This window comes from Kineosporia babensis (assembly GCF_021129305.1).
In the GTDB taxonomy this organism is placed as follows: domain Bacteria; phylum Actinomycetota; class Actinomycetes; order Actinomycetales; family Kineosporiaceae; genus Kineosporia; species Kineosporia babensis.
In genome coordinates this window covers 361,537-386,199 of sequence record NZ_JAJOMB010000004.1, presented here as the reverse complement: position 1 = coordinate 386,199, position 24,663 = coordinate 361,537, and the positions used below count along the sequence as shown (strand labels likewise).

Below are 24,663 nucleotides of genomic sequence, written 5' to 3'. Positions count from 1 at the left end.
CGCAAGGTGACCAGCACCCCGGAGGGGTCCGAGTCGACGGGCTCGGAGTCCACGGTGCCCGCGATCGCGGAAACGGTGGCTTCGTCCCACCACGTGCCCGCCACCGACCCCGCCGCCGAAGCAGCCGCCGAAGCCGGCGCCGGCCCGGACGGCCGCCCGGCCCCCGGGCCCGCGGCCTCGTCCGAGCTGCTGATCATCACCGGCATGTCCGGTGCCGGGCGCAGCACCGCGGCCAAGGCCCTGGAGGACCTCGGCTGGTACGTGGTCGACAACCTGCCGCCCCAGCTGATCGCCGAGCTGGCCATGCTCGCGGCCACCGCCGAGCCGCGGGTGCCGCGGATCGCGGTCGCCGTGGACGTGCGCGGCCGGTCCTTCTTCAGCGCCCTGGCCGATGCGGTCTCCACTGCCGAGAACAGCGGCATCCGCACCCGTCTGCTGTTCCTGGACGCCACCAACGAGACCCTGGTGCGCCGGTTCGAGTCGGTGCGCCGGCCGCACCCGCTGCAGGGTGACGGCGCCCCGCTCGACGGCATCCGCGAGGAACGCCGGGTGATGGGCGAGCTGCGCGGCAACGCCGACACCGTGATCGACACCTCACGGCTGAACGTGCACGAGCTGGCCAGCAAGATCATCGCGCTGTTCGGCGACGCGGGCGACCCGGCGATCCGGATCCTGCTGATGTCGTTCGGCTTCAAGTACGGCCTGCCGCTGGACGCCGACCAGGTGGTCGACATGCGCTTCCTGCCCAACCCGTTCTGGGTGCCGGAACTGCGGGCGCACAACGGCCTCGACCAGGAGGTGGCCGACTACGTGCTGTCCCAGGAGGGGGCCGCCGACTTCGTCGAGCGCTACGCCCTGGCCCTGCAGCCGGTGCTGGCCGGGTACGTGCGCGAGAACAAGCGTTACGCCACGATCGCGGTGGGCTGCACCGGCGGCAAGCACCGTTCGGTGGCGATCACCGAGCTGCTGTCCCAGAAGCTGGAGGGCGACGGGGTCGCCGTCACCACCGTGCACCGTGATCTGGGGCGAGAGTGACCCTTCCCACCCCCGGCCGCGGGCCGAGCGTCCCCTCGGTCAGCAGCAGTCGGGGCCCGAACGTGGTCGCCCTCGGCGGCGGTCACGGCCTGGCCGCGTCCCTGTCGGCGCTGCGGCACCTCACCGACCGGCTGACCGCAGTGGTCACCGTGGCCGACGACGGCGGGTCCTCGGGCCGGCTGCGCCGCGAGTTCGGGGTTCTCCCCCCGGGCGACCTGCGGATGGCCCTCTCGGCGCTGTGCGACGACAGCGAATGGGGCCTGCTGTGGAGAGACGTGCTGCAGCACCGCTTCGCCAGCGCCGGGGCGATGCACGACCACGCGCTCGGCAACCTGCTCATCGTCACGCTCTGGGAACTGCTCGACGACCCGGTCAGCGGGCTCGACTGGGTGGCCCGGCTGCTCGGGGCCCGGGGCCGGGTACTGCCGATGGCCGCGGTGCCGCTGGACATCGAGGCGACCGTGCTGGGCATCGACCCGGACGACCCGGGCGGCCTGACCACGGTGCGCGGGCAGGTCGCCGTGGCCACCACCCCCGGCCGGGTGATCGGCGTGCAGCTGAGCCCGAACGACCCGCCGGCCCGGCCGGAGGTGCTGGCCGCCGTGCGCGATGCGGACTGGACGGTCCTCGGCCCGGGCTCCTGGTACACCAGCGTGCTACCGCACCTGCTGGTGCCCGAACTGGCCCGGGCCCTCTCGCGCACCGACTCCAGGATCTGCCTGACCCTCAACCTAGGCCAGCAGCCGGGGGAGACCGACGGTTTCTCCCCGGAGAAGCATCTGGAGGTGCTCGCCGCGCACGCCCCCGAACTGCGGATCGACGCGGTGCTGGTCGACCCCTCGCAGATCGAGGACGAGGCCTCGCTGGTCGCCGCGGCCCAGGGGATGGGTGCGGTCCTCGTCACCCGCGACGTAGCAATCGGTGACGGCACGCCCCGGCACGACCCGCTCCGGCTGGCCGCCGCCTACCGGGATCTGTTCAGCGGTTCGATCACGCTGAACGCCTGAGCCCGCCGGCCGGGCGCCGGGCCGATCCCTGCGGGGGCGCCGGTGCCCGGCCCGGGCCCCGGAGACCATCCGGCGCCCGCCGGTTTCACAAGTTCACGAACCATGCTTGCGCGCGGTGGCAAGATGCTGTTCATGGCATTGACGGCACTGGTCAAAGACGAATTGAGTCGGCTGCAGGTCACCAAGCCCTGCTGCCGCAAAGCCGAGGTATCGGCCACCCTCCGGTTCGCCGGTGGGCTACACATCGTCGGCGGCCGCATCGTCGTGGAGGCCGAGCTCGACACGGCCGCCGCCGCCCGGCGGCTGCGCAAGGACATCAGCGACGTGTTCGGGCACAACAGCGACATCGTGGTGCTGGCGCCCGGCGGTCTGCGCCGCGGCAGCCGCTACGTGGTCCGGGTGATCCGTGACGGAGAGTCGCTGGCCCGCCAGACCGGTCTGGTCGACGGCCGCGGCCGCCCGGTCCGCGGGCTGCCCCCGCAGGTGGTCTCCGGCGCGACCTGCGACGCCGAGGCGGCCTGGCGCGGTGCGTTCCTGGCCCACGGCTCGCTCACCGAACCCGGCCGTTCCAGCGCCCTCGAGGTCACCTGCCCCGGCCCGGAAGCGGCCCTGGCGCTGGTCGGCGCCGCGCGCCGGCTCGGCATCCAGGCCAAGGCCCGGGAGGTGCGCGGGGTCGACCGGGTGGTGATCCGCGACGGGGACACGATCGGCGCGCTGCTCACCCGGCTCGGCGCCCACGACGCGGTGATGTCCTGGGAAGAGCGCCGGATGCGCCGCGAGGTGCGGGCCACCGCCAACCGGCTGGCCAACTTCGACGACGCGAACCTGCGGCGTTCGGCCCGGGCCGCGGTGGCGGCCGGCTCCCGGGTGGAGCGGGCGCTGGAGATCCTCGGCGAGGACGTGCCCGAGCACCTGCGCTCGGCGGGCAAGCTGCGGCTGGCCCACAAGCAGGCCAGCCTCGAGGAACTCGGCCAGCTGGCCGAGCCGCAGATGACGAAAGACGCGGTGGCGGGCCGGATCCGGCGCCTGCTGGCGATGGCCGACAAGCGGGCCGCCGATCTCGGCGTACCCGGCACCGACGCCAACCTGACGCCCGACATGCTGGACGCCTGAGTCGCCTGGAGGATCCAGGCGAGCCGGCTACCGGTGCCGGGGACGAGCGTCCGTCGGTTTGAGCTCTGCTGAAAACCCGCCGGACCCGCTCCGACCAGCGTGCCATGTGTCGGTCGTCCCTGATTCATGGCCCGTTGGTCCCGGGATCACCAGCCGGAACAAGGGTCCGGACACGGGACCCTCACAGGGTCTGTCTGGACATCCGTCGTAGAAAGCCACCCCGTAGGGTGAGTGCTGCACACCACAGGAGCAGCACCGGTCAGCCCGGTGCGATGTGGATGACGAGAGGAAACGAGAAGTGACTGTTCGCGTTGGCATCAACGGCTTCGGCCGGATCGGCCGTAACTTCTTCCGCGCTGCCCGGGCGGCCGGTGCGGACATCGAGATCGTTGCCGTCAACGACCTCACCGACACGAAGACCCTCGCGCACCTGCTCAAGTACGACTCGATCCTGGGCCGTCTGGACGCCGAGGTCTCCGTCTCCGGTGACGAGATCGTCGTGGGCGAGAAGAAGATCAAGGTGCTGGCCGAGCGCGACCCGGCCAACCTGCCCTGGAAGGACCTCGGCGTGGACGTCGTGGTCGAGTCCACCGGCTTCTTCACCGACGCCACCAAGGCCAAGGCCCACATCGACGGCGGCGCCAAGAAGGTCCTGATCTCGGCCCCGGCCAAGAACGAGGACCTGACCATCGTCTTCGGTGTCAACCACACCGAGTACGACCCGGCCAAGCACCACATCGTCAGCAACGCCTCCTGCACCACGAACTGCCTGGCCCCGATGGCCAAGGTGCTGAACGACGAGCTGGGCATCGAAAAGGGTCTGATGACCACGATCCACGCCTACACGCAGGACCAGAACCTGCAGGACGGCCCGCACAAGGACCTGCGCCGCTCGCGCGCCGCGGCCCTGAACATCGTGCCCACCAGCACCGGTGCCGCCAAGGCGATCTCGCTCGTGATCCCGGCCCTGAAGGGCAAGCTGGACGGCTACGCGCTGCGCGTTCCGGTCCCCACCGGCTCGGCCACCGACCTGACCTTCGAGGCCGGTCGCGAGACCACCGTCGAAGAGGTCAACGCGCTGATCAAGGCGGCCGCCGAGACCGAGGCGTTCAAGGGCATCCTGAAGTACACCGAGGACCCGATCGTCTCCAGCGACATCGTGACCGACCCGCACAGCACGATCTTCGACGCCGGCCTCACCAAGGTGATCGGCAACCAGGTCAAGGTCGTCGGCTGGTACGACAACGAGTGGGGCTACTCCAACCGCCTCGTCGACGCCGTGACGCTCGTCGGTACCGGTCTCTGATTTCATGAAGACCATCGACGACCTCACCGCCGAGCTGGGAACCCTTGCCGGCAAGCGCATTCTGGTCCGCAGCGACCTGAACGTGCCGCTGGACAAGGAGACCGGCGCGGTGACGGACGACGGTCGCATCCGGGCGTCGCTGCCGACCTGGCAGCGGCTCCTGGACGCGGGCGCGAAGGTCATCGTCGTCGCCCACCTCGGCCGCCCGAAAGGCGTTCCGGAGGCGAAGTACTCGCTCGCTCCCGCGGTGGAGCGCGCCAAGGAACTGCTGCCGGGGGTTTCGATCTCCCTGGCGCAGGACACCGTCGGCGAGGCCGCCCAGGCCGCCGTCGCCGCCCTCGGTGACGGCGAGCTCCTGGTGCTGGAGAACCTGCGGTTCAACGCAGGGGAGACCAGCAAGGACGACGCCGAGCGGGGCGCCTTCGCCGACCAGCTGGCCGCTCTGGCCGACGGTTTCGTCAGCGACGGCTTCGGCGTGGTGCACCGCAAGCAGGCCAGCGTCTACGACGTAGCGCAGAAGCTGCCGCACGCCGCCGGCGGTCTGGTGCTGGCCGAGGTCGAGGTGCTCAAGCGCCTCACCGAGACCCCGCAGCGGCCCTACGCCGTGGTGCTCGGCGGGTCGAAGGTCTCCGACAAGCTCGGGGTCATCGACAACCTGCTGAACACCGCCGACCGGCTGCTGATCGGTGGCGGCATGGTGTTCACCTTCCTCAAGGCCCAGGGCCACGAGGTGGGCAAGAGCCTGCTCGAGGAGGACCAGCTGGAGACCGTGCGCGGCTACATCGAGCGCGCGGCCGCCCAGGGCGTCGAACTGGTGCTGCCGGTCGACGTGGTCGCGGCCGCGGCCTTCGCGGCCGACGCCGAGCACTCCACCGTGGCGGCCGAGGAGATCCCCGCCGACCGGCTGGGCCTGGACATCGGGGCGGAGTCGGGCAAGCTCTTCGCGAGCAAGCTGGCCGACTGCCAGACGGTGTTCTGGAACGGCCCGATGGGCGTCTTCGAGATGGAGCCCTACAGCCACGGCACCCGTGCGGTGGCTCAGGCCCTGGTCGACGGCGACGCGTTCAGCGTGGTCGGTGGCGGCGACTCGGCCGCGGCCGTGCGCACGCTCGGCTTCGACGAGAAGGGCTTCGGCCACATCTCGACGGGTGGCGGCGCCAGCCTGGAGTTCCTCGAGGGCAAGACGCTCCCGGGCCTGACCGTTCTGGAGAGCTGATGGCCACCGCACAGGGCCGGACCCCGCTGATGGCGGGGAACTGGAAGATGAACCTCGACCACTTCGAGGCGGCCCACCTGGTGCAGAAGCTGGCGTGGACCCTGGACGACGCGAAGCACGACTTCGACGCCGTCGAGGTGGCGCTGCTGCCGCCGTTCACCGACCTGCGCTCCGTGCAGACCCTGGTGGACGGCGACAAGCTCGGCTTCAAGTACGGCGCACAGGACCTGTCGCAGTACGACAAGGGCGCGTACACGGGAGAGATCTCCGGTGCGATGCTCGCGAAGCTGAAGTGCACCTACGTGGTGGTCGGGCACTCCGAGCGGCGGCAGTACCACGCCGAGGACGACGCCGTGGTCAATGCCAAGACCAAGGCGGCCCTTCGGCACGACCTGATCCCGATCGTCTGCGTCGGCGAGGGCCTGGAGGTGCGCAAGGAGGGCCGTCAGGTCCAGCACGTCCTGGCCCAGCTGGACGCCGACCTGGCCGAGGTGCCGGCCGAGAAGGCGGCCTCGATCGTGATCGCGTACGAGCCGGTCTGGGCGATCGGCACCGGTGAGACGGCCACCCCGGACGACGCGCAGGAGGTCTGCGCGGCGATCCGCAAGCGGCTCGGCGAGCTGTACTCGGCCGACGTCGCGGCTGCGGTCCGGGTGCTGTACGGCGGCTCGGTCAAGGCGCAGAACGTCGCGGCGATCATGGCGCAGGAAGACGTCGACGGGGCTCTCGTCGGCGGGGCGTCGATCGATCCGGGTGATTTCGCGTCGATTGTCCGCTATCGGGACCATAAGACAGCCTGAGGCACACGCTTAGGTCTGGTAAAAACCGCGTATCACGCGGCGCGCGGCCCCGGATCTGTCCGATCCGGGGCCGCGCATCGCCTACGCTGTGTCTCGAGACTGCTTTCTGAGCATCCTGACCAAACCAAGCAAACGAGATAGAGGTCCGCGTGTCCGTGCTACGCCTGAGCCTTCAGGTGCTTCTCGTCATCACCAGCCTGATCCTGACGCTGCTGATCCTTCTCCATAAGGGGCGGGGTGGCGGCCTGTCGGACATGTTCGGTGGCGGCATGTCCTCCAGCATGGGCAGCTCGGGGGTCGCCGAGCGCAACCTCAATCGGTTCACGATCGCGATCGGCGTCACCTGGGGCATCGTCATCGTCCTGCTGAACCTGATCTACAGGTTCTTCCCCGACGCGTTCTGAACGACATACGGCAACCGGCGCGAGTCCGGGTACTGAAGGAGAGGATTCACGGTGGCGAGTGGCAACGCTATCCGCGGCAGCCGAGTTGGCGCCGGGCCGATGGGCGAGGCGGAGCGGGGCGACACAGCGCCCCGTATGCGCATCTCCTACTGGTGCGCCAACAAGCACGAGACCAAGCCGAGCTTCGCCGAGGAGGCCGGGGTCCAGCCGCCGGAGACCTGGGACTGCCCTCGGTGCGGTTTCCCGGCCGGGCAGGACCGCAACGCCCCGCCCTCACCGCCGCGGAACGAGCCGTACAAGACGCACCTCGCCTACGTGAAGGAGCGTCGTAGCGACGCCGACGGCCAGGCGATCCTGGAAGAGGCGCTGAGCTCGCTGCGCTCGCGCCGCATCATTCGCTGAGTTCCACCGCAGGTTCTGCTTCCCGATCGGCTTCCGGCACTGTGCCGGGGGCCGATCGTCGCGTTTGGGGTGTTGGATGGGCGTCATGACTTCCACGGCAGACAACAGCACGACAGCGGCGTCGTCCGGGCAGCCTCGGCTCGGAGTCGCCTTCGTCCCCGTCGTCCCGCCCGAGCGCCTGCGTTCCCTCGTGGTCGCCGCCGAGGAGTCCGGTCTGGACGACTTCTGGGTCTGGGAGGACTGTTTCAAGGAGAGCGGGGTGGCCAGTGCGGCCGCGGCGCTGGCCTGGACCGAGCGGGTCCGGGTCGGGATCGGCCTGATGCCCGCGCCGCTACGTAACGTCGCGCTCACGGCGATGGAGATCGCCACGCTGGAACGGATGTTCCCGGGCCGGGTGCTGCCCGGGGTCGGGCACGGCGTGCAGAGCTGGATGGGCCAGGTCGGCAACCGGGCCGCCTCTCCGCTGACCCTGCTGCGTGAGTACTCCGACGCGCTGCGCCGGCTGCTGCACGGCGAGAAGGTCACGGTCGAGGGCAAGTACGTCAACCTGACCGACGTGAAGCTGGACTGGCCGCCGCTCACCCCGCCGAAGCTGTGGGTCGGGGGAGAAGGCCCGAAGACGCTGAAGCTGACCGGTGAGGTGGGCGACGGCTCGATGCTCAGCTTCGCGGGGTCGGACACCGAGCTCGGCGAGCGCGTGCAACTGGTGCGTGAGGGCGTGCAGGCCAAGGCACCGGCGCTGGCCGGCGTCGGGCACGAGATCTCGGTCGGCCAGATCGCCGCCACCGGTCCGGATGCTCAGGCCCGGGTCGACGCCGAGTTGCCGATCTGGGGCCGCAAGCCCGGGCCGGGCAACGGAGTCGCCGGTGACGCGGCCACCGTCGCGGCGGATGTGCGGCGCCTGCACCGGCTCGGCTGCACCACGGTGATCCTGCAGCCCACCTCGGACGAGCCCGACCTCGAGGGTTTCATCCGGTTCCTGGGGCAGGAGGTCCGGCCGCTGCTCGCGCCGTAGAGCCGCCAGGACGGGGTGGGCGCCTCGGGCGTCTGCCCCGCCCGGGCATCGCCCGCTCGGCTGGGAAGTGCTCCCGAAGAGTGGAATCCCGCTCCTTTTGGTAATCGCGTGGTCACAATGGTGGCTCACGACGAAGTGGGGGCGAGATGACGAATCGTGCAGGCAGAAGAACGCTCACGGCGGCCGCGGTCACCGCGCTGGTCCTCGCCCTGACCACACCGTCGGCGCAGGCCAGTGACAACTCCACGCCGGTACCGCTGCATCCCACCGAACAGGTCTCGATCACGCTGCTCGGGGGTTCCGCCGAGGGCTACGCGGCGCAGGTCGCCAAGCCGGTCAGCGGTGGCTACGGCATCTTCACCAGCGCGAACGGCGAGCAACTGGTGGAGCGCCAACTGCCGGTGCCCGCCGACCGGATGTGGGACGTCACCTTCCTCGGGGTGGTCGGTCAGCAGCTGGGCTACGTGTTCGACCAGCCCGGCAACCCCACCCGTTACGAGATGCACCGGCTCAACGTGGTCACCGGGGTCGACGCCGTTCTGGGCACCGTCACCTCCCGCCCGCTGGCCTTCACCGCGGACAGCTGGATCGGTACGGCCGACGGCTATCTGGTCTCCACCCGCTTCGACAACGGCGCGGCCACCCGCCTGGCCAAGGTCCCGCCCAACAGCTACGGCTTCGATCTGACCACCGACGGCCTGCTGGCCCAGACCAGCGGCACGGACGGCGAGACCCATCTGGACCTGGTCGATTTCACGAGCGGAACAACAGAACGGGTGGCCACCGAGAAGGCCGGGATCCTGGGGTACGACATCTCGCCCACCACCATCACCTGGTGGCGTAACCAGACCGTGGGTGAGCCTCAGCCCATCAAGATCCGCGCGCGTTCCGGCGGCCCGGTGACCACGTACGAAGAAACGGACGACTGGGCCGACAACGCCCAGAAGGTGGCCGGTTCCGACGGGATCGGCTACGTGTACAAGAGCAAGGACAACTGGCGGCTGCGCACCGTCTCCACCTCGGGCGCGGTGGAAACCGTTGTTCTGCCTGACGAATCGGGATCGTTGCGGGCCGACGGCTCGCGCTGGCTCTTCAGCGTCGGTGGCCGCGGCCAGGACGCGGGGGTGTACACGGTCGAGGGCACGACGCCGACCCGGGTGGCCACTGTGGACGCACCGGACGCACCGGTTTGGGGCATCTCGATGGCGGCCGGGCGGGTGTACTACTCCGACAACCCGATCTTCGACAACGAGGACAACTATCCGCTGGCCCGGCCCACGCCCATGCATGTCTGGTCGAGGCCGGTGACCGGTCTGGGCCGGCCGGTGCTGGGCGACGAGGTCGAGCTGGACTACGGAACCGCCTTCCTGCCGGGCGATCCGGCCCGCAGCATGTCGTTCTCGGCCGGCCGGGGCGTGGTCAGCGACCAGTTCACCGGAGGCTGGTTCAATTGGCGCCTGCTCGACCGGGGCCGGACCAGCGCCACGATCAAGCAGGAGTGGTCGTTCCAGCCCACCGGGGAGAGCGACGACCGCTATCCGAATCTTTCCGGGCCCTACATGATTTCCGCCGGGCACGTGTTCGACGCCGCGGGCCGGCAGATCTACTCCCGGCCGGGCGCCGCGGCCGGTGAGCTGTTCACCTGGTCCGGCAACGACGATCTCTACGGGCCCCGGCTGGTCTACACCAAGCGGGCCAAGAACGGCGATACCGATATCTGGCTGCGGGATCTGGACCGGCCGAAGTCCAAGAAGAATCCCGGCAAACTGGCCTCGAGCAAGGTCAGTTCGCCGAAGGTGACGATCTGGGGCAACACCGTGGCCTGGCAGTCCGGTGGGCGCGAACTCAGCGTGCGGAACTTGAGTTCCAGCAAGGTGCGCAAGGTGAAGATCACCGGCCCGCTGGTCGAGCTGACCAGCGGCGAGGGCACGCTGGCCTGGAACGCGAACGCCAAGACGTACACGCTGAACCTGAACAGCGCCAAGTCCGTGCCGTGGGCCTACGCCGCGGCCGGGCGCACCATCCGGCTGGACGACCACTACCTGGCCCGGCGGGTCAGCACCGGGGCCGTGGTGGTCTACCGCAGCTACGCGGTGCCCTACCGGCCGAGGCTGATCGGTACGTTCGCCCCGGCCGGTTTCACCCCCAACGGCGACGGCCGGGCCGACACCTGGACGCCCCAGTTCGACCTGTCCAAGCCGGTCAACGAGGTGAAGCTGACCATCCGCAGCACCCGGACCGGCAGCACCCTGCGCACGCTGACCGGCACCGGGCCGGACGGCAGCATCCGCGACCTGGTCTTCGACGGGCGCAACGGCGCCGGCAAGGCCCTGGCCAACGGCAGCTACAGCTGGGAACTCACCGCTGAGGCGAAAGACGGCGAGGGGGCGGCGATCGGCATCCGAGGAGAGAAGAAGATCACCGGCACCTTGAAGATCAGCAAGGTCTAACGACCTCCCGACAATTTGCGGCTGCGCTGCACGATGCCCAGCTCTCCGTAGGGGTAGTCGGCCACCTTGGGCAGGCTGACCTCGTCGAGGTGGGCGGTCTCCTCGGCCGTCAGGTTCAGTCCGGCCGATGCCAGGTTGGTCTCCAGTTGTTCCACCGTGCGGGCGCCGAGGATCGACGCGGTGACCCCGGGCCGGTTCGTCACCCAGGACAGGGCGACCTGGGCCATCGGAACTCCGCGTTGCCCGGCGATCTGCTGCACGGCCTCCACCACGGCCCAGGTCTGCTCGGTGCTGCGCCGGTCGTAGGCCTCCATGCCCCGCTGCGGATTCTCGCCCAGCCTGGTTGCCCCGGCCGGGCGCTGGTCCCGCTGGTACTTACCGGTCAGCCACCCGGCGCCCAGCGGGCCCCAGGGCAGCATGCCCATCCCGGCATCGAGCACGGCCGGCACGATCTCCCACTCGATCTCGCGCACCAGCAGGTTGTACTGCGGCTGGAGGGTGACCGGGGCCGGGATGTTCAGGGCCGCGGCGCGGTGCACCAGCTTGGTCAGCTGCCACCCGGTGAAGTTCGACAGGCCGTAGTAGCGGATCTTGCCCGAGCGGATGAAACCGTCCAGCGTGCGCAGGGTTTCGTCGATCGGGGTGTGCGGGTCGAAGGCGTGCAGCTGGTAGAGGTCGATGGTCTCCACACCCAGCCGAGCCAGCGAGGCGTCCAGCGCGGAACTCAGGTGCCGCGCCGACAGGCCCACCCCGTTGGGAGAGTCGTCCGTGGGGAAACGGGCCTTGGTTGCGACCACGACGTCGGCCGCGCGCCGGCTCAGCCAGCGGCCGACGATCTCTTCGGAGCGCCCGTCGTTGTACACGTCCGCGGTATCGATGAAATTGCCGCCGGCCTCGACGTACCGGTCGAGCATGGCGTGCGCGGTGGCCTCGTCGCTCTCGTCGCCGAACGTCATCGTGCCCAGGCAGAGCGAGGAGACCGAGCAGCCGGAATGACCCAAAGTCCGAAAATCCATCACCCGTCCGGACGCTAGCACCCGGATCCGGCTGGGCGGCAGGGCCGCGCCCGTTCTTTCCGGCCGCACCGGAAACGGCCGGCCGGACCGCGGACGCCCGCCCTGGCCCGAAAGTCTTGCCTTGCCCGAAAGTCTTGCCTTGCCCGAAAGTCTTGGCAGGCGTCCAACAATTGGGATCCGGTCCGGTCGGCGCCGGGCATTGACGAATGCCCGGCTCGGCCCGCAAGGTTGCTGGTGGGGGTCGGACACCGGCACGGTTGAGGCACGCGGGGGCCGCGGGGAAACCGGTACGGAATTCGTGAAAGTTGAACGCGCACTGACCGTGCATTCGGGGTGGCGGCAGCCATAATGACACGGTGCGTACTGATCGCCGGGACAGTTCTGGAGAAGTGCTCGTCCCGGAGCCGGGGGAGGGTGGACGCGGTCGAACTGTGATGCACCACGGCGGCGGGCAGCGGGCCTGACCGGTCAAGAACGGCATTCCAGCGACCGATGGTCCTCATGAGCAGATCTTCAGGAAGGCGCGGGGTGTGATCGAGGTGAAGCAACCCCGTGACGGCCTGACGGTGACTCCCTCACCGCCGGCCGTACTGCTGACCCCGGCCCAGCTGACCCAGGAGCTGGCGGCCCTGGACGACGTGGTCGGCTTCGATCCGGCCGGTGCGCTCCGGCAGGCCACCGCGCTGCGGGCCCGGGCGGAGGAGCTGGCCGATCACGACGCCACCGTCAGCGCGATCCTGTGGCAGGCCGAGGCCTCTCAGCGCGACGGTGAGCCGGCCGCCGCGTCGGTCCTGATCAACCAGGTCCGCGACGCCTTCGCCCCGCTCAGCGCGGAACACACGGTGCGGGCCGCCTGGCTGATGTCCCGGGTCTACACCGACCTCGGCGACCGGCCCGCCGCCCTGGAACACGCGATGGACTCGGTGGCCGCTTTCGGTGAGGACGTCTCGCGCCGGCTGCGCACCCGGGTGCTGATCAAGGTCGGTGACCTGCTCGACGAGCTCGGTGCCCGCGAGGACTCGCTGATCTGGTACGGCCGGGCCGAGGAACTGGCGGTCGGGGACGGCCGGATGCACATGCTGGTGGTCAACAACCGGGCCTACGGCGCTCTGGAGGCCGGCGAGGCCCAGGTGGCGCTGCACGAGGCCCAGGCGCTGATGACGCTCAGCACCCGCTACCAGCGCCCGCTCAACGCCGATGCGCTGGACACGATCGCCCGGATCCATCTGCTGCGCCGCAATCCCGGCGCCGCCGCCGAGACCGCCCAGCAGGCGGTGGACGCCGCCCAGCAGCTGGAGACGAAGGTCGCCGATGCGCTGCCCGAGTACCTGCTCACCCTCGCCGTTTCGCAGCGCCAGCTCGGCCTGCCCGAGGTGGCCTCGGCGACGCTGAAACGCGCCGGGCAGATGTGCGGGACCGAGGCCTACGCCCGCACCCGGGCCCGGATTCTCGAGGAGGAGGCCGAGGTCCAGGCCGCGCTGGGGGATTTCAAGGCTGCCTTCCAGACCCACAAGGCGTTCTACGCGGCCGATCAGGAACTGCTCTACCAGCAGCGTGAGGCCCAGGCCAAGGCCCGGCAGACGATCTACGAGACGATCACCGCCCGCGAGGAGGCGGCGCGCTACCGGGAGGAGGCCCGGCGGGATCCGCTGACCGGCCTGCGCAACCGGCTGTACGTGGAGGAACGCCTGCCCGGCCTGCTCGACGACCAGCTGACGGCGCCGGGTCAGGTCAGCGTGGCGCTGCTCGACCTGGACCACTTCAAGCTGGTGAACGACACCTTCTCGCACGAGGTCGGCGACGAGGTGCTCCGGATCGTGGCGACTCTGCTGGAAGAGGCCGCCGAGGCGCCCGGGGCCGGATCGTTCGCGGCGCGCCTGGGCGGCGAGGAGCTGCTGCTGATCGTGGTGACCGCAGACGTTGCGCAGGCTTTGGCGATCGTCGACGGTCTGCGTCGGTCGGTGGAGAACTACCCATGGACGAAGATCACCCCCGGCCGGATCGTGACGCTGAGCGGAGGAATGGCCACCGCCGGCCCGGAGGACACCCGCTCGTCGTTGCTGGCCCGGGCCGATGCCCAGCTGTACGCGGCGAAATCGGCCGGGCGCAACCGGATCTGCACCGATGGAAAGACGTCGGGTGCCGGGTGAGCGAGGGCCAGCAGGATCTCCTGACCGGGGTGCCCGGCGAACCGGCCCGGATCCGGGCCGAACTCGCGGCGCTGGACGAGCTGATCGGCTCCCAGCCCTCGCAGGCCCGCAAGCTCGCGCACGAACTGCAGAAGCAGGCCGAGGACCTGGGTGATGCGGCCGCGGTGGCCAGTTCGCTGATCTGGCAGGCCGAGGCCGCGGGCCGGGAAGGGCATCAGGCCACCGCCGCCGAGCTGGTCAACCGCAGCCGGGAGAGCGGCGCTCCCCTGGAACCGGAACTCGTGGTGCGCGGGGCCTGGGTGATGTCGCGGGTCTACAACGACCTTGGAGACCAGGCCGCGGCCCTGGAATGCGTGATGGACGCGGTCGCCGCCTTCGGCCCGGAGGTCTCCCGCCGCCTGCGCACCCGGGTGATGCTCACCGGCGCCGACCTGCTCGACGACCTGGGAGCCCGCGAGGACAGCCTGATCTGGTACTCCCGCGCCTCCGAACTGGCCGAGGGCGACATCCACATGAGCATTCTGGTCGCGAACAACCGGGCCTACAGCTCGCTCACCGCCGGTGATGCGGCCGACGCGCAGGCCCAGGCCGAGGTGCTCACCGAACTCAGCCGCAGGCACAACCGGCCGCTGAACGCCGGTTTCCTGGACACCATCGCCAATGTGCACCTGCTGAGCGGCGATCCGCGGGCCGCCGCCGAAACCGCCCAGAAAGCAGTGGACGCCACGGCGGCCATGGACACGAAGGTCGCCGACGCGCCGCCCGAGTACCTGCTCACGCTGGCCGTGGCGCAACGGCGCCTGGCCCAGGCCGCCGAGGCCGGGCACACCCTGCGGCGGGCCCGCGCGGCCTGCGGCCCGGAAGGCCACGGCCGGGTGAAGGTGCGCATCCTCGAGCAGGAGGCCGAGGTGCTCGCCGACCTGGGCAACTTCGAGGGCGCCTTTCACGCCTACAAGACATTTCACACCGCGTACGAGGAACTGCTCTCGGCCCAGCGCGAGGCCGCGGCCCGTTCCCGCCAGACCCTCTTCGAGACCGACAAGGCCCGCGAGGAGGCCGCGCGGTACCGGGAGGAGGCCCGCCGGGACCCGCTGACCGGCCTGCGCAATCGGCTCTACGTCGAGGAACACCTGAACCAGCTGCTGGAGAAGGCGGACTCGATCGGCGTGGCCCTGATCGACCTGGACCACTTCAAGTCCATCAACGACACGTTCTCGCACCAGGTCGGCGACGAGGTGCTGCGGGTGGTGGCCCGGGTCCTGCAGGCCTGCGTCAGCGAGGCCGGAGGCCCGCCGTCGTTCGCGGCCCGGCTGGGCGGCGAGGAACTGCTGCTGGTGATGGCAGACGCTGCCCGCGGTGTTCGCGAGGTCGCCGAACGGGCCCGGGTCCAGATCGAGGCGCAGGACTGGTCCGGCCTCACCCCGGGCCGGGTGGTGACCTTCAGCGCCGGCACCGCCGTCGCTGGGCCCGGCGACACCCGGGCCAGCCTGCTCTCCCGCGCGGATGCTCGCCTGTACGAGGCCAAATCAGCCGGACGAAACCGGGTACGGGGCCACTGAGTCCGCCCACCGATGAGTTTCGCGGCCGCGACCGGTCTATCGACGTATGATCACCACACCATCTCATCTGGACCCGGCGGTCCCGAAGGCGGCGCCGCCGGTGGTCTCCCGCGAGGAATGGCAACGGTCCCTGGCCGAGCTGCTGGTCGAGGAGAAGAAGCTGACCCGGGCGCTGGACGCGCTGGCCGCCCGGCGTAGGCGGCTGCCCATGGTGGCCATGCCGGATTATGAGTTCGCCGGTCCGGACGGCCCGCTGAAGTTGTCCGACCTGTTCGCGGGCAAACGTCAGCTGATTGTTTACCAGTTCATGGACTCCGGGCCCGATGCACTGTGCCCCGGCTGCAGCACGATGATGGACAACGTGCCGCACCTGGACCATCTGAACCGGCGGGACATCAGCTGGTGGATGGTCTCCAACATCCCGATCGACCGGCTCCAGACCCTGGCCGGGCGCTTCGGCTGGAAATTCCCCTACGCATCCTCGGCCGGTACCACGTTCAGCGCCGACTGCGGAGCGGGCGAGTACTTCGGCCTGAGTGCCTTTCTGCGCACGGCCGAGGGGGTGAACCAGACCTACTTCGCCTCGGGCCGGGCCGGTGACCGGGTGCGGTTCGACTTCAACATGATGGATCTGGCACCCTACGGTCGCGGCGAGACCTGGGAGGACTCACCCGAAGGCTGGCCCCAGACGCCACCTTACGAATGGTGGCGGCCGCGCGACGAAGCCTGATCCCGCAGATCGCCGCTGGGGGCGGAGCGCTCGCACTGGTTGCGGAGGGGAGTGCGATCGCCCGGCCCCAGCGGTTTCAGGCGTGGTCGAGGCGTCGGCCGATCCGGCGGCAGGCGAGGCGGAGTTCATCGGGTTCGACCACCGTGAAGTCGGCGTCGAAAGTGGCCAGGATCCCGGCGATCCCGGCCCAGGACCAGGCTCCGACGGTGAAACGGCTCTGCTGCGGGCCGATCCGCTCGACCACCGAGCCGCCCGGGGCCCAGCGGGCCACCACGTCCGACGGCAGATCGATCACCACCGTTCCCAGGCACTGCCACGGGGCGGGGGTGTCACCGCGATCGTGCCTGGTCATCAGATAACGCCGGACGTCGGGATCCGGGAGCGCCTTGCGGGTGAAGGGTAGTCCGGTGGGATCGGACGGGCGGATGCGGTCCACGCGGTAGATGGCCCAGTCGGCCTCCCGGCTGTGGGCGATCAGGTACCACCGTCCGGCCCAGAGCACGAGGTGGTGGGGTTCGACGCGCAGCGGCGGATCCTGCCGGCTGCCGTCCGGGCCCAGATAATCGAAGCGCAGCAGGTGTTCTCGGTGCACGGCCGTCCCGACCGCTTTCAGCACCGCAGGGTCGATCGGCGGCGCGGCGAAGTCCCAGTAGTTGCGGATCGCGGTCACCCGGACGGCCTCGACCTGTGCCCGCAGCCGGGCCGGCATCACCTGGGTCAAGGTGGTCAGGGCCCGGGTGGCACCCTCGTCCACACCGGAAACTGTGACCGGGGCGGTCTGCAACGCCAGAGCCAGGGCCACCGCCTGCTCATCGTCGAACAGCAGCGGCGGCAGGCTGGTTCCGGCACCGAGCCGGTACCCGCCGTCCGGGCCCAGCCGCGTCTGCACCGGATATCCCAGTTCCCGCAAGGACTCCACGTCGCGGCGCAGCGTGCGGGTACTGACCTGCAGCCGCTCGGACAGTTCGGGACCGGACCATTCCCGGCGCGACTGCAGCAGCGAAAGCAGTTTGAGCGCGCGGGCAGAGGTCGTGGCCATAAACCTCATGGTGCCTGACAAGGGCCTGTCCTGTGGATCTTTGCCTACTGCGGGGCACCCGGAACGCCGTCTGACCGCGTCCGGCGTGGCCCCACGCAAAACCATTGCGAGGGGCCCCACCGGCCACGTCAGCCGACGTCCGGGCGCCTCGTCGCTACGGCCCTGATCCACAGGACAGGCCCAAGGCGGACGCTCGGTGTCCGCCACCCCTGCCAGCCTTGGTCCATGAGCCGATTCACCGGATCCCGCATCGACCATCTCAACCTCGCCGTGCCCGACCTGCCGGCCGCGGTGGCCTTCTACGAGCCGGTCCTGGCCTCGATCGGCATCGTCACGATGATGACGGTGCCCGCCTCGCCGGAACTGGCGGCGATGCACGGGTTCGGCTGGGAACACAAGCCGTACTTCTGGCTCGTCGCCGACGGCCAGGTGGGCACGAACATGCATCTGGCCTTCACCGTGGACACCGCCGAGCAGGTACGCACCTTCTACGACACCGCCCTGGCGCACGGGGCCACGAGTCTGCACGCCCCGGGCGATCATCCTGCTTACCATCCCGGCTACTACGGGGGCTTCGTCCTCGATCCGCACGGCATCAACCTCGAGGCGGTCACCCACGACCACGTCTGAAGCTGGGTCTTAGGGCCCAGCCCGGCCACCCACGGTGACGTCGCAAAACCGGCTTGCTGTAAGAAGATCCAGCCGGAGCGCTAAGAATTCCCTAAACCACCACGCACGGCCCGGAATCGCCGGAATCCACTGGTAGCGTCCCGATTTGTTGATCGGCGCGGAAGGATTTCGGTGACACGTTCTCGGGTATTCGGTATCAGGGCCGCGGCTGCGGTGGCCGCCCTGGCCCTGGTGGGTGGCGGCGTGTACTTCGCCCAGTCCAGTTCGGCCGCCAATCCGGCGGCCGAGCCTGCTGCCACTGGCTCCACGGTCAGCGCCGCGGCCACCGACTCGAAGGACCGGATCAAGTTCGGCAAGAAGTACCAGGGCGTGGCCACGTCCTACGCCGCCGACGGTTCCGGGGCCTGCAACTTCAAGCCGGGCGGCAGCATGATGATCGCCGCGCTGAACGCCCCCGACTACCAGGGCGCCCTGATGTGCGGCGCCTACGTCAAGGTGACCGGCCCGGGCGGCAAGAGCATCCGGGTCAAGATCGTCGACCGCTGCCCGTCCGGTACCGGTACCTCCGGCTGCCGGGTGAACCAGCTCGACCTGTCCCGGCAGGCGATGAACAAGCTGGCCCCGGGCCAGGGCAAGATCAACGTCACCTGGCGTCTGGTCAGCCCGAAGCTGAAGGGCCCGGTGCAGTACGTGTACGAGAAGGGCTCGACCAAGTGGTGGTGCGGCGTGCAGGTGCGTAACCACCGCAACCCGATCCGCACGGTCGAGTTCAAGACGGCCGGCGGCTGGCACAAGGTCGCCCGCCGCGACTACAACTTCTTCGAGTCGAAGAACGGCAAGGGCTGCGGCAACACGATCCGGATCACCGACGTGAAGGGCAACCGCCTGGTGGACAAGGGCATCAAGATCTCCACGAAGGTGCAGAAGGGCAAGAAGCAGCTCCCGGCGGTCTGATCCGCGGCGTCCCTCGCAGTAACGGGCCTGCCGGGCTGCCGCGTCCCGGTGGAGGGTGATGGACGAGGCGACCCGGCAGGTATGGCGACCCGACCGAGGGTGGTGGGTGCCCCTTGAGTACCCGACCTGCCTGGCCGGCGACCACTTCCCGGCTCCAGATGTTCGTTTTCCGAAGGCCCCCGTCGTCATCGGTGCGTAGCTATACGATGACGCTTCGTCAGTTCGCGAAGGCGGGGGCGTCCCATGGCACATTCCGAAGGCGGCGTCCGCACGTCGTCCGTGGTGACCGACCGGCCCGACGTGGCCGGCGAGCTGATCGGGCGGATCTTCGCCCGCACCCGGCTGGACCTGGATGCCGTGGACGAGGACTTCGAGTTCCGGGTGGTCCGGGCCGAGGCCGGCGAACTGGCCTGCGGCATCCAGCAGTGGGGTTTCACCGGCCGCTCGGTCTCCGAGCCGCTCAGCACGTTCGCCACGATCCTGGTCACCGGCGGGTCGATGAGCCAGGCCCGCCCCGGCCGCCCGGACCTCGTCCTGGGCCCGGGCCAGGTGTGGCGCAGCGACACCGTCCAGGCGACCAACGCCACCTGGACCCCGCACTCCACGTTCACCACCGTCCATCTGCCGTTGGCCAGCATCGCCCAGGCCGCCGAGGAACGGGCCGACGGCCCGGGCGCCGAGGTGCGCTTCCTGGACAACACCCCGGTGGACGCGGCGTGCGGACGTTACTGGGCCGATCTGATGCGGATGACCTACCGCGAGGCCATCGCCGCGCAGTCCGGCCTGGCCAGCCCGATCCTGCGGGCCCACCTGATCCGCACCCTCACCACCGCGGCCCTGAACGTTTTCCCGAACAGCACCCTGACCAGTCAGTACCTGCGGGACAGCGGCCAGGTCGGCCCGGCCACCCTGCGCCGCGCGGTGGCGTACATGTACACGCACAGCGCTCAGCCGCTGACCCTCGGCCAGATCGCGCTCGCGGCCGGGATCAGCGCCCGGGCCCTGCAGCGAGCCTTCGTCCGGCACTACGAATGCACCCCGATGAAGTTCCTCCAAGGGCTGCGGCTGGAGCAGGCCCATCGAGAACTGCAGGCAGCCGACCCGACCTACGGCGACACGGTCACCGAGATCGCCCGGCGCTGGGGGTATGCCAGCCCGGGCCGGTTCACCATCGCCTACCACCGGGCGTACGGCGTGCATCCGAGCGTGACGCTGCAGAAGTGACCGCCTGCCGCCGGACGAGCCCGGCGCATCTGTCAGAATTCGGAAGTGCTTGACCATCTGGACACGTCGATCCTGAACGACCGCCAACGGCAGATCCTGGCCGTCATCCAGAAGTCTGCGCTGCGTAACGGCTACTCACCCTCCACCCGCGAGATCGCCGACGCGGTCGGCCTGGCCTCCACGTCCACGGTCAGCCGGCACCTGCGTCTGCTCGAGGAGCACGGCTTCCTGCGTCGGGGCCGCGCCACCCGCCCCGTCGACGTCCGGATGTTTCTGGCCCCCGAGGAAGCCCCCACCAAACCGGAGGCGATCGGGGTGCCGGTGCTCGGTGACATCGCCGCCGGCGCGCCGATCCTGGCCGAGGTGAACTCCGACGAGGTCCTGTCGCTGCCGCGCGAACTGGTCGGCAAGGGAACCCTGTTCGGCCTGCGGGTCCGGGGCGACTCGATGATCGACGCGGCCATCTGCGACGGTGACATCGTGGTGGTCAAGCAGCAGTCCGAGGCCTACAACGGCGAGATCGTGGCCGCCATGATCGACGACGAGGCCACCGTCAAGGTGTTCCGCCGCCGGCACGGCCACGTCGTCCTGGAACCCCGCAACCCCGCCTACGAGGACATCGACGGCGACCGGGCCACCATCCTCGGCAAGGTCGTCTCCGTCCTGCGACGTACCTGATCCCACACAGAAGGTTCGATGCCTGGGCGAGGCGGACTCGGTGCAGAGCCCCGGACTTGCTTAAAGTCGCATGTGTGGAAATTGTGCACGAAGGCATGTCCGAAGGGATCGGACGGGATGAAACACCACCGCAGCGGATGATCACCGGGGCAACTCTCGATCCGATGGCGGCCGGGGTGGTGGCCCTGGCCGTACAGCCCCTGCTGCGCACCGGCGAGAAGATCCGGGCCGTGGTGGCCGAGGACCATTCCCAGCGCCGATTGCACGTGGTCACCCAGCAGCGCTGCATCTCCTTCGACAAGCGGGCGCAGAGCATCGCCTCCGCCTTCGAGATCCTCACCGTCGTGCGGGCCGAGCTCACCCAGGACGGAATCGGTCACCGCGCCGACGTCGAGCACTCCAACGGCCGGTTCACCGAGCTGCGGACCACCAGCGCGCAGGACGCCCGCACCCTGGGCACCGCGGTGCTGCGCGCCTGCAACGAGGCGTTGCTGCACGTCGAGCAGCTGCTGCCCGCCGAGATCCCCGACCCCTCCGCCAACCGGATGCTCGCCTCCGGGCAGGACCGCTGGTCGGTGGTGGTCTCGCGGGTGGAGATCCGCTCCCGCGACGTCTCCGGGGTGCTGCGGGTGCTCGCCCCGATGCTGACCAGCCCGGTGCTGGCCCGCCGGAGCGTGGAGTCGGTGAGCCTGGACATCATCGGCTTCGAGGACCGCCCGCAGGAGCTGTGGGAGATCGCCGAGGTCAGCACCTTCCTGCAGCACCTGGACGCGCAGTTCCCGTACTGGTTCGTGTTCCTCGACAAGAGCGAGCCGGGTCTGCAGCACGTGGTGAACAGCGTGCTGCCCCCCGGTTTCTCCGCCGAGGAACTGAGCGAGCGCCTGAGCACCTGGTGGATCCCCGCGCTCGAGCAGATCATGGACTTCGCCGCCCTGGACGAGGAGGTCAGCGACATCCTCGTCGAGCGCAGCCTGGCCTACCTGCGCCAGGGTCCCGGTGAGCCGGTCGCTCCCGAACTGCCTTCGCTGGTCTTCGCCCAGGACGATCTGGAGGAGCACGAGCCGCTCGACGCCGAAGAGGTGATGGGCGACCTGGCCGAGCTCCTGGCCGATCTGCCGCCGACCTGGCTGCCCGAACCAGAGGACGATCTCCTCGTCTTCCTGTGGTCCGTCCTGGATGCGAAGGGTCTGGTCCGACACCGCACCCAGGTCGAGCACGTGCGGGCGGTGGCTTCCGTGCTGGCTCTGCACAAGCTGCGCTCCCGGTTCCACGGGTACGCCTTCGGTGGGGGAGAAGCAGAGGACGATTATCAGTTCCCTTCTGCGTCTCTGGTCGGCCGTTACCCCCGGGCCGAACCGTTCTGGATCGGCGTGCACGCCGGGTCTGATGCCACGTTCGACGCCCCGCTCGATCCGCAGGCCGAGCCCCCCGGAGCGGTAGAAGCCCTGGAAGAACTGGCCCGCAATCAGTACGACGAGCTGGTGCCCGCCCTGCGGCGCACACTGGGCGAGAACGCGCTGTTCGCCGCCCTGCTGGCCTCGCGCACGGAAGACGCCCGGTACCCGATCCCGCAGGCCATGGTCGACGAACTGCGCAGCAGCGACCTGGACGGCCGGCTGGCCGAGGCCTGGGACTGGCTGGGGGAACAGGGCCGGTAGCCCGGCATGATCCAATCCTGAGACTGCCTGAAGGGTGACATAACCGGACAAGCTCTAGCTTTCATCCGTGAAGCGACGTACCAGCGTGATCCTTGCCGCCGCAGCCTCTCTCGCCGTCACCGGTGCCGTAGCCCAGGGGCTGGTCAGCCACGCCGAACCCGCTGCCCCGGCCGCTGCGTCATCGCTGTCCCAGGCCGCCGCCGCACCCTCGGCCGTGTCGGCGGCGGCGGTCAAGTCGCTGCCCAAGAGCATGACATTCTACGTCGACCCGAAGTCGGGCCCGGCCACCTGGGTCGCCCAGAACAAGAGCGATTCCCGCGCCGCCACGATCCGGTCCGGGGTGTCGTCCAAGCCGATGGCCAAGTGGATCGGCGGCTGGTCCGGCGCGCCCAAGGCGGCCGTGAACACCTACGTCACGGCCGCGGCGAAAAAGAAGAAGACCCCGATCCTGGTGGCCTACAACATCCCCGGCCGGGACGCCTGCGGCGGGCACTCCGCGGGCGGTACCTCGGCCGCCCAGTACCGCACCTGGATCAAGGGATTCGCCGGCGGAATCGGAAAACGCAAGGCCCTGGTCATCCTCGAGCCCGACTCGCTGGCCGACTTCCAGTGCATGAGCACCGCCGACGCCAACGCCCGGCAGAAGCTGCTCACCTACGCCACCGAGCAGTTCAAGAAGAGCGCCCCGAACGCCCTCGTCTACCTCGACGCCGGCAACTCGAACTGGGCCTCCGCGCAGGACATGTCGACCCGGCTGATCAAGTCCGGCCTGAAGAACGTGCGCGGCTTCTCGCTGAACGTGTCCAACTACCGCACCACCGCGCAGGAGAACGCCTACGCCGCCAAGGTGAACGCCCAACTGCGCAAGAAGGGGGCCAAGGCCAAGCCCTACGTGGTCGACACCAGCCGCAACGGCAAGGGCAGCAGCGGCGAATGGTGCAACCCGAGCGGCCGCAAGCTCGGCGTCACCTCCCGCGTCAACCAGACGCCCACGGCCAAGAGCCCCGAGGCCCGGCTGTGGATCAAGACCCCGGGCGAGTCGGACGGCAACTGCGGTATCGCCCCCAACGCCGCCGCCGGCGTCTTCGACCCGAAGATCGCCGTCAGCCTGGTGAAGGGCAAATGATCCTCACCCGCCCGAAAACCGGATCACGAGGTCAGGAGATCCAACCGGACCACCCAGCCCTCAAGCGTCCATAGTTCGTCGCCCTGAAGCCCTTCCGGAACGTCCGTGTCGGCCGCCACCGGCAGCGGACGTCCGGAACCCACCAGCAAGGTGCCATTTTCGCGGAGGCAGGCCACCACGTCGATGTGCGAGATCCGGCCGGTCACCGCGCCGTCGGGATCATCGCCGTGGTGCTCCTGCACGTAGCGCACGCCACCGGCGTACTCGGCGTTCATCCGTACGGCCAGACCTTCGTATCCCGGCTTCTCGTTGACCTCCCAGGACACGACTTCGCCGGTCCGGAACGGCTCGCCGCAACACTGCTGCTGCCCGGCGTCGATCCACACACTGACCCGCATTCAACGATTGTCGCAGGTCAGACTGCCTCAACCGGTGGCCCGTCACCCGGCTCGGGATAGCGATCGAGAAACTCCCGGCCCAGGCGGACCTGGGGCTGCGTCATGGCAAAGCTCACCAGGACGAGAACGCTCATCACACCCGCGACCGCGCCGCTGAAGGGGTTGGGGTTCAGGATGAAGACCCCGACGAACAGAAGGCAGTGGCCCACGAGGCCAAAGGCTGTGCCCAGCCAGAGCAGCCCGTTCACCGGGTGGGCATGCTCTGGCTGGCTTCCGGCGGGTACCGAAGCAGAAAAGCCTTGGCAACTCGCACGTTCCGCTCGACCCGGAGGACGGCCGGTCCGATGATCAAGGCCGCCAGCACGGCAAAGGCAGCCCGACCGAGGCCAGGATCTGCGATCATCGCTCCCACCTGGATGATCAGCCCAGCCGCGAAGAACAGCTGAACCGAGTGGTTCTTGCGGAGCGCCTGAGCCTGAAGCCGCAGGTCGGTCAACTCAGCGGGGCTCGGTTCCTGCTCGAGCGCGCGTTCGAGTTCGGCTCGCTGAATGAGGGCGGGCGGCGCCTCCGGGGAGAGGCCCGCCGCGCGCCGTTCTTCGGCCTCCTTCATCGTGTTTCGGTACCAGGCGATCAGCCCAGGTATCACCAGGAGAAGGCCGACGAACTGCAGCACGGAACCGAGCAGGGTCGATATGTCCGATCCACTCATGTCCTTACTTCACCGTGAATCCGCAGATCCGCAAGCGCAGCACC

24 protein-coding genes are annotated in these 24,663 nt (G+C 69.5%); 19 read left to right on the top strand and 5 right to left on the bottom strand.

Annotated features, from left to right (window positions below):
- The first annotated feature begins 6 nt into the window (after positions 1-6).
- The 10 genes from rapZ (at position 7) to LR394_RS10570 (ending at position 10,748) form a co-directional block, all read left to right on the top strand.
- A complete protein-coding gene (gene rapZ, locus LR394_RS10615) occupies positions 7-1,035 on the top strand; it encodes an RNase adapter RapZ (protein WP_231440527.1) in 1,029 nt (342 codons plus the stop codon).
- The gene (locus LR394_RS10610; RefSeq protein ID WP_231440526.1) at positions 1,032-2,042 is read left to right on the top strand and encodes a gluconeogenesis factor YvcK family protein; all 1,011 of its coding nucleotides are present in this window, start codon (positions 1,032-1,034) and stop codon (positions 2,040-2,042) included. The genes rapZ and LR394_RS10610 overlap by 4 nt, the downstream gene beginning before the upstream one ends.
- 132 nt (positions 2,043-2,174) lie before the next feature.
- The gene (whiA, locus tag LR394_RS10605) at positions 2,175-3,155 is read left to right on the top strand and encodes a DNA-binding protein WhiA (RefSeq protein WP_231440525.1); all 981 of its coding nucleotides are present in this window, start codon (positions 2,175-2,177) and stop codon (positions 3,153-3,155) included.
- A gap of 298 nt (positions 3,156-3,453) precedes the next feature.
- Complete coding sequence (gap, locus tag LR394_RS10600) at positions 3,454-4,461, top strand: type I glyceraldehyde-3-phosphate dehydrogenase (RefSeq protein ID WP_231440524.1); 1,008 nt, start codon at positions 3,454-3,456, stop codon at positions 4,459-4,461.
- Between the two features lie 4 nt (positions 4,462-4,465).
- Positions 4,466-5,677: a phosphoglycerate kinase gene (locus LR394_RS10595; RefSeq protein ID WP_231440523.1), complete on the top strand. Its 1,212-nt coding sequence runs from the start codon at positions 4,466-4,468 to the stop codon at positions 5,675-5,677.
- Complete coding sequence (gene tpiA, locus LR394_RS10590; protein ID WP_231440522.1) at positions 5,677-6,477, top strand: triose-phosphate isomerase; 801 nt, start codon at positions 5,677-5,679, stop codon at positions 6,475-6,477. The genes LR394_RS10595 and tpiA overlap by 1 nt, the downstream gene beginning before the upstream one ends.
- A 149-nt stretch (positions 6,478-6,626) precedes the next feature.
- A complete protein-coding gene (gene secG / locus LR394_RS10585) occupies positions 6,627-6,881 on the top strand; it encodes a preprotein translocase subunit SecG (RefSeq protein WP_231440521.1) in 255 nt (84 codons plus the stop codon).
- Between the two features lie 51 nt (positions 6,882-6,932).
- Positions 6,933-7,283 (top strand): RNA polymerase-binding protein RbpA, encoded by a 351-nt coding sequence (locus LR394_RS10580; RefSeq protein ID WP_331283055.1) that lies wholly within the window; start codon positions 6,933-6,935, stop codon positions 7,281-7,283.
- 85 nt (positions 7,284-7,368) lie between these two features.
- A complete protein-coding gene (locus tag LR394_RS10575; protein ID WP_231440520.1) occupies positions 7,369-8,298 on the top strand; it encodes an LLM class flavin-dependent oxidoreductase in 930 nt (309 codons plus the stop codon).
- Between the two features lie 146 nt (positions 8,299-8,444).
- Positions 8,445-10,748: a FlgD immunoglobulin-like domain containing protein gene (locus LR394_RS10570; protein ID WP_231440519.1), complete on the top strand. Its 2,304-nt coding sequence runs from the start codon at positions 8,445-8,447 to the stop codon at positions 10,746-10,748.
- Here the strand turns inward: LR394_RS10570 and LR394_RS10565 are convergent.
- The gene (locus LR394_RS10565) at positions 10,745-11,764 is read right to left on the bottom strand and encodes an aldo/keto reductase (protein WP_231440610.1); all 1,020 of its coding nucleotides are present in this window, start codon (positions 11,762-11,764) and stop codon (positions 10,745-10,747) included. The two genes, LR394_RS10570 and LR394_RS10565, sit on opposite strands and share 4 nt — an antisense overlap.
- A gap of 539 nt (positions 11,765-12,303) precedes the next feature.
- On the opposite strand from LR394_RS10565, the gene LR394_RS42855 reads away from it, so the two are divergent.
- Genes LR394_RS42855 through LR394_RS10550 form a run of 3 tightly spaced genes read left to right on the top strand, consistent with a single transcriptional unit; the run spans position 12,304 to position 16,203 of the window.
- The gene (locus tag LR394_RS42855; protein ID WP_231440518.1) at positions 12,304-13,914 is read left to right on the top strand and encodes a GGDEF domain-containing protein; all 1,611 of its coding nucleotides are present in this window, start codon (positions 12,304-12,306) and stop codon (positions 13,912-13,914) included.
- On the top strand, positions 13,911-15,473 hold the full coding sequence (locus tag LR394_RS42850; protein ID WP_331283054.1) for a GGDEF domain-containing protein: 1,563 nt from the start codon (positions 13,911-13,913) through the stop codon (positions 15,471-15,473). The genes LR394_RS42855 and LR394_RS42850 overlap by 4 nt, the downstream gene beginning before the upstream one ends.
- A gap of 46 nt (positions 15,474-15,519) precedes the next feature.
- Complete coding sequence (locus LR394_RS10550; protein ID WP_231440517.1) at positions 15,520-16,203, top strand: DUF899 family protein; 684 nt, start codon at positions 15,520-15,522, stop codon at positions 16,201-16,203.
- A 76-nt stretch (positions 16,204-16,279) separates the two neighbouring features.
- Here LR394_RS10550 and LR394_RS10545 read toward each other — a convergent pair whose 3' ends face one another.
- Entirely contained in the window at positions 16,280-17,242 is a 963-nt protein-coding gene (locus LR394_RS10545) for a helix-turn-helix transcriptional regulator (protein ID WP_231440516.1), read from the bottom strand.
- A gap of 225 nt (positions 17,243-17,467) precedes the next feature.
- On the opposite strand from LR394_RS10545, the gene LR394_RS10540 reads away from it, so the two are divergent.
- From LR394_RS10540 to LR394_RS10515, 6 genes are all read left to right on the top strand, one after another.
- Positions 17,468-17,872: a VOC family protein gene (locus LR394_RS10540; protein WP_231440515.1), complete on the top strand. Its 405-nt coding sequence runs from the start codon at positions 17,468-17,470 to the stop codon at positions 17,870-17,872.
- Between the two features lie 171 nt (positions 17,873-18,043).
- Positions 18,044-18,826 (top strand): expansin EXLX1 family cellulose-binding protein, encoded by a 783-nt coding sequence (locus LR394_RS10535; RefSeq protein ID WP_231440514.1) that lies wholly within the window; start codon positions 18,044-18,046, stop codon positions 18,824-18,826.
- A 243-nt stretch (positions 18,827-19,069) separates the two neighbouring features.
- Positions 19,070-20,050 carry an AraC family transcriptional regulator gene (locus LR394_RS10530; RefSeq protein WP_231440513.1) on the top strand — a complete coding sequence of 327 codons (981 nt, stop codon included), beginning with the start codon at positions 19,070-19,072 and terminating at the stop codon, positions 20,048-20,050.
- Between the two features lie 45 nt (positions 20,051-20,095).
- Positions 20,096-20,728 (top strand): transcriptional repressor LexA, encoded by a 633-nt coding sequence (lexA, locus tag LR394_RS10525; protein ID WP_231440512.1) that lies wholly within the window; start codon positions 20,096-20,098, stop codon positions 20,726-20,728.
- Positions 20,729-20,802: 74 nt separating this feature from the next.
- Positions 20,803-22,386 (top strand): hypothetical protein, encoded by a 1,584-nt coding sequence (locus LR394_RS10520; protein ID WP_231440511.1) that lies wholly within the window; start codon positions 20,803-20,805, stop codon positions 22,384-22,386.
- Positions 22,387-22,453: 67 nt separating this feature from the next.
- Positions 22,454-23,512, top strand: coding sequence for a glycoside hydrolase family 6 protein (locus tag LR394_RS10515; RefSeq protein ID WP_231440510.1), 1,059 nt, complete (start codon positions 22,454-22,456; stop codon positions 23,510-23,512).
- A 23-nt stretch (positions 23,513-23,535) separates the two neighbouring features.
- On the opposite strand, the gene LR394_RS10510 is transcribed toward LR394_RS10515, so the two are convergent.
- The 3 genes from LR394_RS10510 to LR394_RS10500 are packed head-to-tail and all read right to left on the bottom strand — an operon-like array spanning position 23,536 to position 24,583.
- Positions 23,536-23,910 (bottom strand): DUF6578 domain-containing protein, encoded by a 375-nt coding sequence (locus LR394_RS10510; RefSeq protein ID WP_231440509.1) that lies wholly within the window; start codon positions 23,908-23,910, stop codon positions 23,536-23,538.
- A 17-nt stretch (positions 23,911-23,927) separates the two neighbouring features.
- Positions 23,928-24,158 carry a hypothetical protein gene (locus LR394_RS10505; protein ID WP_231440508.1) on the bottom strand — a complete coding sequence of 77 codons (231 nt, stop codon included), beginning with the start codon at positions 24,156-24,158 and terminating at the stop codon, positions 23,928-23,930.
- On the bottom strand, positions 24,155-24,583 hold the full coding sequence (locus LR394_RS10500; protein ID WP_231440507.1) for a hypothetical protein: 429 nt from the start codon (positions 24,581-24,583) through the stop codon (positions 24,155-24,157). Before LR394_RS10500 ends, LR394_RS10505 begins: the two co-directional genes overlap by 4 nt.
- Positions 24,584-24,663 lie beyond the last annotated feature (80 nt).